This window comes from Puniceibacterium confluentis, from assembly GCF_007923445.1.
Classification (GTDB): Bacteria; Pseudomonadota; Alphaproteobacteria; order Rhodobacterales; family Rhodobacteraceae; genus Puniceibacterium; species Puniceibacterium confluentis.
In genome coordinates this window covers 94,327-106,757 of the sequence record NZ_VOJI01000011.1, presented here as the reverse complement: position 1 = coordinate 106,757, position 12,431 = coordinate 94,327, and the positions used below count along the sequence as shown (strand labels likewise).

Genomic DNA, 12,431 nt, shown 5'->3' with positions numbered 1-12,431 from the left:
ACCGCCCGGTGTTTCAGTCGGTGGGCCGGAACGCCGCCCCCCAGGGGTAGCGCCCGACAGGGATCGTCTTGAGCGCCTTGCGCCGGGCGACATCCACCACGGTCACATCCCCCGAGACGCCGTTGGTGGTGAACAGGTGTTCGCGGTCGCGGTCAAAGGCCAGGTGCCAGACCCGGCGTCCGACCAGAATGTAATCCTCGACCACATAGGTTTGGGCGTTGACCACGGCCAGATGGTTCGAGGGCCCCAGCGCCACAAAAGCCAGCCCGTCGTCGCGGGTGAATTCAAAACCGACCGGCTGGATCAGATCCGGGTGGATGCGCGGCAGTTCAAAGGTGATCTTGGCCTTTTCGCTGCGGGTGGCGACGTCAAAGACGGTGATCGTGCCACCGATTTCGGAACTCACCCACAGCTCGGTGCCGTGTTTGACGAATTCCGCATGCCGGGGCCGGGAATCGACCAGTGTGTTGGCCACCAGGTCGCCGGTGGCGGTGTCGATCCAATGCGCCATGTTGGTGGTTTCGGAGGTGGTCACCGCCAGCGCGCCGTCGGGCGACACCGCCATGCCCTCGGGTTCGATGCCGACATTGATCTGGCGGATCACGCGCCGGGTGTCGACATCGACCACGGTGGTGATGGCGTCATCCTCGTTGGCGATATAGAGATGCCGGTTGTCGGGGTGCAGCGCAAACTGTTCCGGGTCCTCGCCCGACGGCAGATCGTGCAGGATCCGGCCACTGTCCGGGTCCATGACCTGTACCGCGTCGCTGTCCGATGCGCAGATGTAGACCGCCTTGTAATCATGCGAAAAGATGATGCCGCGCGGCCGGTCGCCGGTGGGGATGGTCCGTGTCACCTCGAGGCTTTCGGTGTCGATCACCGAAATCGAGTTGTCCTTTTCGTTTGTCACCCAGATTTCGTCGGCCCCGGCCTGCTGCGGGATCAGCACGGCGCCAAAGACCAGCCAGATTGCCAGTCCGGTCCCTGCCCGGCAGGTTTTCCGCACCCTCACCCGAACACCGCGCATCCGGAATCTCCCTCGTCCAACCCCAGCGTGTCCAGCGGGTTGCGCTGGTGCAGGAATCCTTCGAACGGCGCCTGCGCCACAAGGGCGCGGGGATGGACCAGAGATATCGGCTGGCGCATCTGTCCGTTCCAGCTGCGGAATGTCAGGGGGCTGCCCTTGAATCCGCCCAGTTCAAAGCTGTCGCCCATCATGTAGTGGCGCAGACCCTCGGCGTCGGTCAGGCCGGTGCGGGTCACCGCCTCTCCGATCGCGCGCACCGCGGCCCAGGCGGCGTAATCCTCGTCGTTCATCCAACGCCCGGCCCGGGCGCTGAACCGGCTCTGCAACTGCGCCGCCCCCCACTGTTCGATCACCGGGGCCCAGTTGCGCGGCACCAGTCCTTCCGAACCGGCAACCGGTCGCGGCAGCCAGGTGTTGTACAGGATATAGCGGCCGAAATCGTGCAACTCGTCGGCGACGATCAGAACGTCGAACTCGCCCAGCGCCTGCGTCAGCAGCGGCACTTCGGCGGCGGCGTTGCGCCCCATGTCCGTGGTGATGTCCCAATCGGCGCGACTGCCGATTTCCATGCCGAATTTGTGGATCGACGCCTCGATCGCATCGGCAAAAGCCCGGTCTTCGGGGTGCGGGCCGGTGATCATCGCGACGTCGCGCCAGCGTTTCTGTACCAGCATCTGCACCAGCGCATCGGCGCGCATGTCGAGGGACGGCAGGGTGTGCAGAAGGTTGGCGCGGCAATCGACGCCCCGCAGACGGCTGTCCGGAGCCGAGACGTTGATCAGCAGTGCCTGCGCCGCCTCGGGCAGGTCCGCCGCCGCCAGCGTCGCATCCGCAGGCGCGTCGATCAGCAACAGGTCGGAAACCGCGAGCGCCGCGCGCACCGCAGCGGGAAAATCGCCACCGACCGGCACCGAGACCACTTTCAGACTGAAGTCCTGCCCCAGAAACTGACCCGTGGTGAAATTGTCCGCGATCCCAAGCGCCGCGCCCGCGATGCCGCTGTCCGCAGGCACCGGGTCCAGGTCCGACAGCGTCGGCGGTCGCTCGATCTCCTGTCGCAGATAGGCAACGGCCACGGTGACAGGTTCGGCCACCGCCTGCCCGCCAAGACCAAGCCAGATCAGCAACAGCCACCCGCGCGCGTACAGTTTCGTCATCGGGATCCTCCTGGCGCAAAAGCTAGAAACCAGCGCCTGATCCGCCAATACGACCAATGTCCCAAGCCGGTGAACGCCCCGGCGCCAACTTCGGCACGAAAGTCCAATATCGGCCCCGGGCTTTGGTTTTTACACCGAAACCAAGTGCAAGACTCCGCACATTTCTCAAGGGAGGACCGCTATGACCGTCAACCGCAACCGCTTTCTGGCAGGCACCATCGTGCTGGCCGCAACCGCATCCATTGCCCTGGCCCACGGGGATGTCGCCCCGCAGCCGGTGGACACCGCCGCCCTGCCCGAAGTGGGTGAGGACTGGTTGAGTGAAAACCCCTATCGCGCCGCCACGGCAGGTGATGAGGTCTGGGCAAAGGCGATCGACATCGGCGCCTCCGGCTACAACCAGAACTGCGCCCGCTGCCACGGCCTGGAGGGCATCTCCGGCGGGCTTGCCCCCGACCTGCGCTTTCTCGAGGCCGAGGAATACGGCGACGAATGGTACGTCGAACGGTTCCGGACCGGCTATACCCAGAACGGCGTGACCAAGATGCCCGCCTTTGGCGAGTTGCTGGGCCAAAAGGCCGCCTGGGCGATCCGCACCTATATCGAGACCCGCCCCGATGGCGACGCGATGGATTCGGCCTCGGACGAACTGCACGCCCTGCGCGATCAGCTGAAGACCTATGCCGCCGACACCAGCACTGCCGACCCCGAAGCGATCAAGGCGCGGCTGTCGGAAATCGCGCTGGGGATCGAGACATTGTCCGGTGCACCGGTGGCGGATTCAGTGGCGTTTCGTGCGGCCAACCTGATTGATGGATCAGCGCCTGCCTATGACAAGGCCGCGGAAACGCTGACCATCGGCCTTTCGGCCACCCAGTGAGACGAACATGATCCCCGCTTTTCGGGCCTGTGCGATCGCGGCGGCGGTGCTTCTTGCACCTGCCGCCGTTTTCGCGGCTGATCCCTGCGCCGATTTTGTCCCCCAACCGAAACCCCAGAATGCCGGGCGTGATATTGTCGGGCAGGATCTCGATGCCATCCTCGAACGCGGATTTCTGCGCTTTGCGGTCTACGAGGACTACCCGCCCTATTCCTGGCTGGACGGCACCACGCCGCGCGGCGTCGATGTCGAGCTTGCCGGACTTGTGGCCGAGGCGCTGGGGGTCGAGGCGCGTTTCGATTTTGTCACCGCCGCCGAAACCCTCGAGGCGGATTTGCGCAATTACATCTGGAAGGGCCCGGTGGTGGGCGGATCCGTGTCCAATGTGATGATGCGCGTGCCCTACGACAGCGCCTTTGCCTGCCGCATCGAACAGGTGACCTTTACCGGGATTTATGCCAGCGAAAGCATCGCCATCGCCTATGACACCGCAAAGTACCCTGACGGCGGCCCGGCCCCGGCCTATTTCCGCATCGATACCGTGGCGGTCGAGAACGATTCGATTTCGGATTTCTACCTGTCCGGGTTTGCCGGCGGTCAGCTGGCCCGGGGCGTGCATCGCTTTGCCGATATGGGGTCCGCAATGGCGGCACTTTCGTCCGGTGAGGTGATGGCGGCCATGGGACCAAAGGCGCAGCTGGAATTCGGCCTGACGCCGGGACTTGCGCTGCATCAGCCGCCGCTGGCCGGGTTTGCCCGTTCGAAGTGGCTGCTTGGGGTGGCGCTGCATTTTGCCTACAAGCCGCTGGGCTATGCGGTCGATGACGCCATCGGTGCCGCGCTCGGGGATGGTCGACTGGCGGCGATCTACGAGAAGTACGGGCTGACCCTGCAGCCCCCCGAGTGGTAGGACTCAGATCCGCAGCACCCGGCCGCCATCGCTGACCGCGATGATGCGGCCAAGCCGCGCCGCGGACTTCAGCCGGGCCAGCTCTTTCGGGTCCATGAACACCGCGGCGGTGGACAGCGCATCCGCCAGCGCCGCCGACGGTGCCTCGATGCTGAGGGTGGACCACAGCGGCGCGCGCCCGTCCGGTGCCAGAATATGCCCCTGCCCGGCACCAAGGCGCAATGCGCCCGGGCTCGAGGTCGCCACCGCCCCGTCCCGCAAGGTGCGCCAGCCGACGACGCCCTGCGACGGATCCGACAGTCCCAGCCGGAATGGCCCGCCGACCGCCGCCTGTTCCCCCAGATCCACCAGCGCCTGCCTGGCGCCCAGCGCCACCAGCCGTTGCACCACAAGATCTGTGGCATAGCCCTGGGCAATGCCGTTCAGGGTCAGGGCCTGCCCGTGCTCCAGGGTGATCGCATCGTTCAGACTGACCCGCTCCCAGCCGATCAGCGCCTGCGCAGCGGCGGTATCGCCACCCAGCGCCAGAGCCTGCCAGAGCGGCTGCACGGTCGGATCGAACAGGCCGCCCGTCAGCCGGTTGGCCCGCGCCGCATCACCCAGCACCGCGCGCATCATCTGTGACGGGGCGCGCAACCCACCCTGACGGTTCAGCCGCGACAGTTCCGAGTCCGGCCGAAACAGGCTGAACGCCGCTTCGACCCCGGCGATGATCCCCGGCAGATCCGCCAGTGCCTGCCGGGTCAGATCGCGCGGCCCTTCGATGCGCACCGACACCTCTGCCCCCAGTGCCCGCCCCTGCCAGGTCTGCGCGACCGACAGACGTGGCGCACAGGCAAACCCGGCGGCCAGCGTGATGAACCTGCGCCGCTTCATTGTGCGATCACCGTGTTGGGGTGGCCGGTGATCCGTGGCGGTCTCTTGGCCCCCCGGGCCTGCAATACCAGAGGGACACAGCGCTCGGTGTCATCGTGGATCGTCACGCAGTCCAGGCACTGGAAACACTCGGAATACGCAATCTCCCCGGTCCGGGAAATGGCACCGTAGCCGCATTCTACCCGGCACAGCTGGCAGGGCGATCCACAGTCCGGGCGTCGTGGAATCCAGCGCCGCAGCCGCAGGGCGCCGCCAATGGCCATCAGGGCCCCCAGCGGGCAGACATAGCGGCAAAAGCCCTTGAACAGCACCATTGCCAGCAACAGCCAGAACAGGGCGTAGGCAACATAGTACCACTCGCGCACAAAGATCGTGGTGATTGCGGTCTTGAACGGTTCGACCTCGACCGCCTTGTCCAGCGCCGCAGGCGCCAGCACCGTCACCGCAACCAGCCCGGCCAGCACCACATATTTCAGCCATTTCAGCCGCGCATCCCAGCGCGCGGGCACCTCGATCTGCGGAATCCGCAGCAGACGGCCCAGATGATGGGCAAACTCCTGCATCGCCCCGAAGGGGCAGAGCCAGCCGCAGAACAGACCCCGCCCCCACAGCACGAAACCCACAATCGCCGCCCCCCAGAGCAACAGCGAGAAGGGATCAAAAAGCAAAAAGGAAAAGCTGCCGCCGCGCACCGCCGCCTGCAGGCTGGCCAGCGGCGTGACGATGGACAGCTGCCCCTGCCCCCACCAGCCGACATAGCCCAGTACCGCCGCCAGGATTCCCAGCCGCACCGGCGTGAACGCGCGCATCCCGGCGAGACGTGACTGGGCAAGGAACAGCACCGGTAACAGCACCGCCAGTCCCGCGGCCAGAAGGATCAGATCGCCCTGCCGGTTGCGCACCGCTTCCTCGAAGGGGGTGCGGCGCACGACGGCATCCGCCCTGGAAAAGAACCGTTCAGGCGTGGCATGGGTCAGCGAAAGCGTCACCGCCCCGGTTTCCGGCTGAAACATGCCATGTGTGCGCACCGCCTGCACGTCCAGTGTCCAGTCCCGGGTCGGGTCGAATCCCAGCCGCCGGTCCGTGCGCAGGATCATCTGCACCCCGTCGCGCAACGTCGGCGGCAGCGTGTCCCGCAGGCCCACCAGCAGGTCCGCGTCGCGCAATGCCACCGGCAGACCATCCTGATGCAGTCCGATCCAGTCCGGCGAGGTGTTGCGTACGAAGGCGTCCGACACCAGCCCGTGACGCGCGGTTTCGATCAGCAGCAAGGGTTCGTCGGATCCGGCAATCTCGCGGAACCGCGACAGGGACTCGAGCGTGCTGTCGTCCAGCACCGCCCGGGCGACGCTGGGCGGCCCCAGATCGACAACCCACAGGTCCAGATAGGCGGCATCGGGATCTTGCACCGCTTCGGCATCGTCATTCTGCCAGATCGTGCCGCTGAACTGGTCCTGCACCTGCGCATTGCTCACCCGCAGATGCGCCGCGATGCCCTGCGCGACCAGATCGCTCCAGCTCAGATCTTCGGAATATTCCATGTCCGGTGCGGCAGGCGGACCCGAGGCGATGCCCTGCATCTTTTCACGCGCCACCTGCAGGGTCGCCGCCAGTATCGATTCATGGGCGATGCGCACAGAGGCGGTCGCCTTGGTCACACCATCCAGATAGACCAGCTGCCCGCCGCTGTCGCCCACACCGTAAGGGGTGCCCACCACCAGCGTCTCGGAAATCGAATGCCCGCGGTATTGCTCAAAGAACTTGTGGAAGGGCGCCTCTCCCAGACCGGAGACGAAGATCGGCTCGTTGTGGTGCAGCAGTTTCACCTCGAGAAACCGGCCTTCGAGGTCAAGCACGACCAGCATGTTGATCGGTGCGCCGGAAAATCCCGGCAAGGGTGCCATCGGCTCGGTCTCGAACACGTAACCGGCCTCGGCCCCCCCCGAATTCAACAACTGGTAGACCCCATGCGCGTTCAGCGCCGCGCCAAGGCTCATCGGCGGGGCGACAAGGTCGGCAATGGCCTCGCGCGGCAGTGGCCCCGCCGACAGCGGCAGGCTTCCACAGATGCAGACCCACAGGGCGATGATCAGACGCAACGGTTTCATGCGCCGAGATAACCATACCGACCGTACCCCCAGAATGCGACCTTGGTCCCGAACGAAGGGGGGCAATCCACGCGCGATCTCGGCTTTTGACGTCGCTGCGGCCCGCGGATAGTGTTGTCGAAAGGGTCCGAGTAAACTGGCCCGCACTTACAGGCGCTTATCCCGATGTCCCCGACCCAGACCGATTCCCGGACCGTCAACATCCTGATCGTCGGCCAGTCGGGCCGGTTGCAGTTCGAAGCCATCCTGTTCGCCGCCTCGCTGCGCCATACGATCACCGGCGGCCGGTTCCGTCTGTATGTCGCGGAACCGCAGCCCGGCCCGCTCTGGCCCAACGACCCGACCATGCGCAACCCCGAGGTGCGTGCGCTTCTTGAAGCGTGCGACGCCACCATACTGCCGTTTGAATCGCAGCATTTCGGTCACGACTACCCCTACGGCAACAAGATCGAGGCGTTGCTGGCACTGCCAAAGGGCGAACCCTTCGTGTTCTTTGACACCGACACGCTGATGGTGGGAGACCTGTCACAGGTTCCGTTCGATTTTGACCGCCCCTCGGCGTCGCTGCGCCGCGAAGGCACCTGGCCGCAGATCGAACTCTACGGCCCCGGCTATACCGAAACCTGGAAGGCGCTCTATGACCGATACAACCTTGATTTCCAGAGCTCGCTGGATCTGAGCCAGCCCGACGAATACTGGCGGCGCTACCTCTATTTCAACGCCGGGTTCTTTTACTATTCCTGCCCGCATGTGTTCGGGCAGCGGTTTCTCGAAGTGGCGCTGGACATCCGCGACGACCCGCCGCCCGCCCTGGTCTGCCAGAGCCTCGATCCCTGGCTGGATCAGGTCGCCTTGCCGCTGGTGATTCATGGCTTTGGCGGCGGGCGCGATGCCCTGCCCCCGGGCTGGCTCGACGGGTCGGTCAGCTGCCACTACCGGGTACTGCCGATGCTCTATGCCCGCGAAGACGACCATGTGGTCGACACGCTTGAAACCGTGACGGCGCCGAACCGCATCAAGAAAGTGCTCAAGACATACGAGCCGTTCCAGCGGATGATCTATCAGGGACGCGGCGCCAAGGTGCGGGCATTGTTTGATCGCGACGACCTGCCAAGCCGGGAACAGGCGATCCGCAACCGGATCAAGCGCGAAGGATTCTGGATGCGGTGAAACCGCCCGACCTGGCGTCAAGCGGCGCTTGGGCGACTCGCACAGGCAGTGCTACTCTGCGGCCAGTCGCAGCTGGGAGACCGGACATGGAAGACGCAGTCACATTGCTCGTTGGCACTACCAAGGGCGGCTTTCTGCTCCGCTCCGATCCGAAGCGGCAGGACTGGTCCCTCAGCGGGCCGTTCTGTTCCGGGTGGCCGATCAACCATGCCATCGGAGACCCCGCAACCGGGTATCTCTGGGCGGCAGGTGGCAATGACTGGTACGGTGCCGGCGTCTGGACATCGACGGACGATGGCCAGACCTGGACCCTGTCCAAGCTTGCCGACGGCGAGATGGACACATGGATGCGCAACGATCCGGAGTTTGCCAGGATGATGGGGGTGACCCCTGGCGCCCCGGGACCGTTCACCGGGCGGGTGACGGCGCTGTGGTCGCTCGGGCTGACAGGAGGAAACCTCTATGCCGGGGCCAAGCCTGCCACCCTGTTCCGCAGCAGCGACTCGGGCACGACATGGGAGCCGGTCGAGGCGCTGAGCGATCATCCGACCGCCGCCGACTGGCAGCCCGGCGCCGTCGGGCTGACGCTGCACACCATCGTTGCCGATCCTGCCGACAGCGCCCGCATGTGGCTGGCAATCTCGGCGGCGGGAGTCTTTGCCACAGAGGACGGCGGCGCCAGCTGGGAACGTCGCAACAGGCTTTCAAATGCCGAAGCGGCCTGTGACCATCCCCACCCGGCAGCGCCCAAGGATGGCGAAACCGGCCATTGCGTGCACAACATGGTACATGCGGGCGGTGCGGGCGATATCCTGTATCAGCAGAACCACCACGGCGTGTTCCGCAGCCGCAACGGCGGGCGCAGCTGGGATGACGTGACCGAGGGTCTGCCCTCGACCTTCGGCTTCCCGGTGGCGGCGCATCCCCACGCCCCCGGCACCCTCTGGGTGCTGCCCCTGAACGGCGACACGCAGGGGCGGTATCCGCCCGATGCCGCCGCGGCGGTCTGGCGGTCGACCGACGGCGGCGACAGCTGGCAGGCCTGCCGCAGCGGCCTGCCACAACAGGGGTGTTATTTCACGGTGCTGCGGCAGGCGATGGCGACGGACCGGCACGACTCTGCGGGGGTCTATTTCGGCACCAATTCAGGGTCGGTGTTCGCCAGCAGGGACGCGGGCGACAGCTGGCAGGAAATCGCCCGCCACCTGCCGACGGTGCTGTGCGTGGAATCCCTGCAACGCAACTGACCGGCCGCGGTCAGCCCGGTTTCGTGAGCAGCGTGTAGGACGAGATGATCTCGCCCGTGACCTGCGCCCGGGCGACGCGGCCCGCGTCGGTCTTCATGCCTTTGGCCCCCACCGATTTGCGGATCAGGCGGCCCAGCTGCTGATTGATCGGGCGCTGGTTGCGGGCCAGATCCTTGCTGATTTCGCCGGTGTCGGCAGCGCCGATGGCGGTGTGGTAGAGCGCCATGAATGACCCGTCGCGTGCGGCGGTCTTCATCACGGTCAGCACGAAATGTTCGTCGAACTTGCCGGCCTGGTCCAGTTTCTGCGCCAGCGCGACAATCCGGTCGATCACCGCGCGTTTGGCGCAGATGCGGTCCGCCAGCGGATCCCCCGCGACGGCGCTGGCCAGCAGGTGATTTTCAAGAACTTTCTGCAGGTAATGCCCCAGTTCCATGCCTTCGGCCCTTGCCTCTGCGGCGAAACGGGCGCGCACCTCGGGTTCCAGCGAAAAGGCCACGTTGGTGGCTTTGGCCAGCCGCAGGGCACGGCGTTCCTTCTTTGCCGGCACCGGTGCGGCTTTGGACTGGGGCAGCGACACCGCATCCTCGGATTTCAACACCAGTGCCTTTTTTCTCACTTTCATGGCCATTGCAGCCTCCTCGCCTCAACATACCTTCACTGTATGTTGGACCGCCGTCGCGGTCAACATATTCGTAAGGTATGAGGACGCGCGCAATTCGCGCGGTCGCGACCACAGGCGCGTTGCCCGGCTGCCGACGATCCCCTACAGAGAAACCTGCATTACCCGAGGAGGAAAACATGACAGACGGCCCCAGCTACGGCTTTGATACATTGCAGATTCACGCAGGCGCGCGGCCAGATCCGGCGACCGGTGCGCGGCAGACACCGATTTACCAGACCACAGCCTATGTGTTTCGCGATGCCGAACACGCCGCCGCCCTGTTCAACCTTCAGGAAGTCGGCTTTATCTACTCCCGTCTGACCAACCCCACTGTCTCTGTATTGCAGGAACGTGTGGCAACGCTTGAGGGCGGCGTCGGCGCAGTGTGCTGCTCGTCCGGCCATGCGGCGCAGATCATGGCGCTGTTTCCTCTGATGGCGCCGGGTCGCAACGTGGTGGTCTCGACCCGGCTGTACGGCGGTTCGATCACCCAGTTCAGCCAGACCATCAAACGTTTCGGCTGGTCCGCAACCTTTGTCGATTTCGACGACACCGACGCCATCAAGGCGGCGATCAACGATGATACCCGGGCGATATTCTGCGAATCCATCGCCAACCCGGGCGGCTATATCACCGATCTGGACGCGATTTCCGCGATTGCCGACGCGGCGGGCATTCCGCTGATCGTCGACAACACCTCGGCCACGCCATACCTCTGCCGTCCCATTGAACATGGCGCCACGCTGGTGGTGCATTCGATGACCAAATATCTGACCGGCAACGGCACGGTGACCGGCGGTGTGGTCGTGGACTCGGGCAAGTTCGACTGGTCCGCTTCGGACAAGTTCCCGTCGCTCTCTGCGGCTGAACCGGCGTATCACGGGCTCAAGTTCCACGAGACGTTCGGACCGCTGGCCTTTACCTTCCACGGCATCGCCATCGGCCTGCGCGATCTGGGGATGACGCTCAACCCGCAGGCGGCGCATTACACGCTGATGGGGATCGAGACGCTGAGCCTGCGGATGGAACGGCACGTACGGAACGCGACGGAAATCGCGGGCTGGCTGGAAACACATCCCGCAGTCGAGGCCGTGACCTATGCCGGACTGGATTCGTCGCCGTACAAGGACCGGCTGGCGCGGATCTGTCCCAAGGGGGCCGGCGGACTGTTCACCATCGCACTGAAGGGCGGCTACGAGTCCTGCCTCAAATTCGTCGATGCGCTCGAGATCTTCAGCCATGTGGCGAATCTCGGCGACACCCGGTCCCTGGTGATCCATTCGGCCTCGACCACCCACCGTCAGCTGACCGAAGCGCAGCAGGTCGCGGCAGGCGCTGCCCCCAATGTCGTGCGGATTTCGATCGGCATCGAGGACGCGGCGGACCTGATCGCCGATCTGGATCAGGCTCTGAAAAAAGCCAGCGCCTGAAGCGCACCCCCTGCGCCACGCCTGTGCCGCCGTTGTCCGCGGCGCAGGCGGGATGGCACCGGGGTGCGGACTGCGGCGCCATGCACCGCGGCTGGCCAGTCCGGGGATTGACTGCAAGTGCCTTCCCGCAAGGCGGTCCTGTCGGGGATCGCCTTGCAATGGCGCCGCTCGGCGCCCAGGCCGGTGCGCCGCCTTATTCGCCTATCGCAAACACCATGCTGACCGCAGCCGTCAGCCCGGTTTCGCCTGCCGCCACCGGCACAGAGGCGTCCGAGACGCGCATCTCCATCATCATCTCGGGACGCGGTATCGACGTTCCGCCCTCGCTGATCGAGAGCACCGGACCCAGGGTCACGCCGGCAGCCTCGGCGTAGACCTTGGCGCGGGCCATGGCATCGGCCACAGCATCCCGACGCGCAATGTCAAGCAGCGGCTCGGGGTTCTTCAGTCCAAAGCTCAGTCCGCCCAGCCGGTTGGCACCATCCCCCAGAACTGCCCCCAGCACATCGCCCAGCTTCTCAAGGTCCTGCACCCGTATCGTCACCTGGTTCGAGGCCTCAAAGCCTTCGATGCGCGGCGGCTGGTTGTCGACGGAACGGTTGGACCAGATCGGGTTCAGTGACAGATCCGAGGTCTGCACGTCGCGCGCGACGAGACCCATTTCGACCAGCCGCGCCAGGATCGTCCCGACCGTTTCCGATGTCTGGGCCATCGCATCTGCCGCCTGTTCGGCCTGTGAGGTGACCCCCAGTGTGATCGTCGCCACATCCGGCACGGCATAGGCGGTGCCTTCGCCGCTGACACTGATGGTGGGGCGCGGCAGTTCCTGCGCGGCCAGCGGCGTGGCAAGCATCAGGGCAAGCGGCACAAGAGCGGTGACAAAAGCGTTTCGGCGCATGACTTTTCCTTTGCAGATCCGAGCGATCAACACATATGTGAGGTCACGTTCACGCTCCTGCAAG

The 12,431-nt window shown here is 65.3% G+C and carries 11 protein-coding genes; 5 read left to right on the top strand and 6 right to left on the bottom strand.

Annotated elements, in window-relative coordinates; genetic code table 11:
• Positions 1 to 13 precede the first annotated feature (13 nt).
• Positions 14 to 1,027 (bottom strand): YVTN family beta-propeller repeat protein, encoded by a 1,014-nt coding sequence (locus tag FOY53_RS13840; RefSeq protein ID WP_146589810.1) that lies wholly within the window; start codon positions 1,025 to 1,027, stop codon positions 14 to 16.
• Positions 1,009 to 2,184: an ABC transporter substrate-binding protein gene (locus FOY53_RS13835; protein ID WP_146589808.1), complete on the bottom strand. Its 1,176-nt coding sequence runs from the start codon at positions 2,182 to 2,184 to the stop codon at positions 1,009 to 1,011. Before FOY53_RS13835 ends, FOY53_RS13840 begins: the two co-directional genes overlap by 19 nt.
• Before the next feature lie 181 nt (positions 2,185 to 2,365).
• Between FOY53_RS13835 and pedF the strand changes: the two genes are divergently transcribed.
• Together pedF and FOY53_RS13825 are read left to right on the top strand one after the other, a co-directional pair.
• Positions 2,366 to 3,064, top strand: coding sequence for a cytochrome c-550 PedF (gene pedF / locus FOY53_RS13830; RefSeq protein ID WP_146589806.1), 699 nt, complete (start codon positions 2,366 to 2,368; stop codon positions 3,062 to 3,064).
• A gap of 7 nt (positions 3,065 to 3,071) precedes the next feature.
• Positions 3,072 to 3,974 (top strand): substrate-binding periplasmic protein, encoded by a 903-nt coding sequence (locus FOY53_RS13825; RefSeq protein WP_146589805.1) that lies wholly within the window; start codon positions 3,072 to 3,074, stop codon positions 3,972 to 3,974.
• A gap of 3 nt (positions 3,975 to 3,977) precedes the next feature.
• Here the strand turns inward: FOY53_RS13825 and FOY53_RS13820 are convergent, their stop codons facing one another.
• Both FOY53_RS13820 and FOY53_RS13815 read right to left on the bottom strand, forming a co-directional pair.
• Positions 3,978 to 4,850, bottom strand: a complete 873-nt coding sequence (locus FOY53_RS13820; RefSeq protein ID WP_146589803.1) for an FAD:protein FMN transferase — start codon at positions 4,848 to 4,850, stop codon at positions 3,978 to 3,980.
• Positions 4,847 to 6,958, bottom strand: coding sequence for a 4Fe-4S binding protein (locus tag FOY53_RS13815; RefSeq protein WP_146589801.1), 2,112 nt, complete (start codon positions 6,956 to 6,958; stop codon positions 4,847 to 4,849). The genes FOY53_RS13820 and FOY53_RS13815 overlap by 4 nt, the downstream gene beginning before the upstream one ends.
• A gap of 165 nt (positions 6,959 to 7,123) precedes the next feature.
• Between FOY53_RS13815 and FOY53_RS13810 the strand changes: the two genes are divergently transcribed.
• Positions 7,124 to 8,128 (top strand): GT-B fold glycosyltransferase domain-containing protein, encoded by a 1,005-nt coding sequence (locus FOY53_RS13810; protein ID WP_146589799.1) that lies wholly within the window; start codon positions 7,124 to 7,126, stop codon positions 8,126 to 8,128.
• Between the two features lie 86 nt (positions 8,129 to 8,214).
• Positions 8,215 to 9,375, top strand: coding sequence for a WD40/YVTN/BNR-like repeat-containing protein (locus FOY53_RS13805; protein WP_146589797.1), 1,161 nt, complete (start codon positions 8,215 to 8,217; stop codon positions 9,373 to 9,375).
• Positions 9,376 to 9,385: 10 nt separating this feature from the next.
• Here FOY53_RS13805 and FOY53_RS13800 read toward each other — a convergent pair whose 3' ends face one another.
• Positions 9,386 to 10,006: a hypothetical protein gene (locus FOY53_RS13800; RefSeq protein ID WP_146589795.1), complete on the bottom strand. Its 621-nt coding sequence runs from the start codon at positions 10,004 to 10,006 to the stop codon at positions 9,386 to 9,388.
• Between the two features lie 170 nt (positions 10,007 to 10,176).
• Here FOY53_RS13800 and FOY53_RS13795 point away from each other — a divergent pair, with 170 nt between their 5' ends.
• Positions 10,177 to 11,469: an O-acetylhomoserine aminocarboxypropyltransferase/cysteine synthase family protein gene (locus tag FOY53_RS13795; RefSeq protein ID WP_146589793.1), complete on the top strand. Its 1,293-nt coding sequence runs from the start codon at positions 10,177 to 10,179 to the stop codon at positions 11,467 to 11,469.
• 193 nt (positions 11,470 to 11,662) lie between these two features.
• On the opposite strand, the gene FOY53_RS13790 is transcribed toward FOY53_RS13795, so the two are convergent.
• Positions 11,663 to 12,367 (bottom strand): SIMPL domain-containing protein, encoded by a 705-nt coding sequence (locus FOY53_RS13790; RefSeq protein ID WP_146589792.1) that lies wholly within the window; start codon positions 12,365 to 12,367, stop codon positions 11,663 to 11,665.
• Positions 12,368 to 12,431 lie beyond the last annotated feature (64 nt).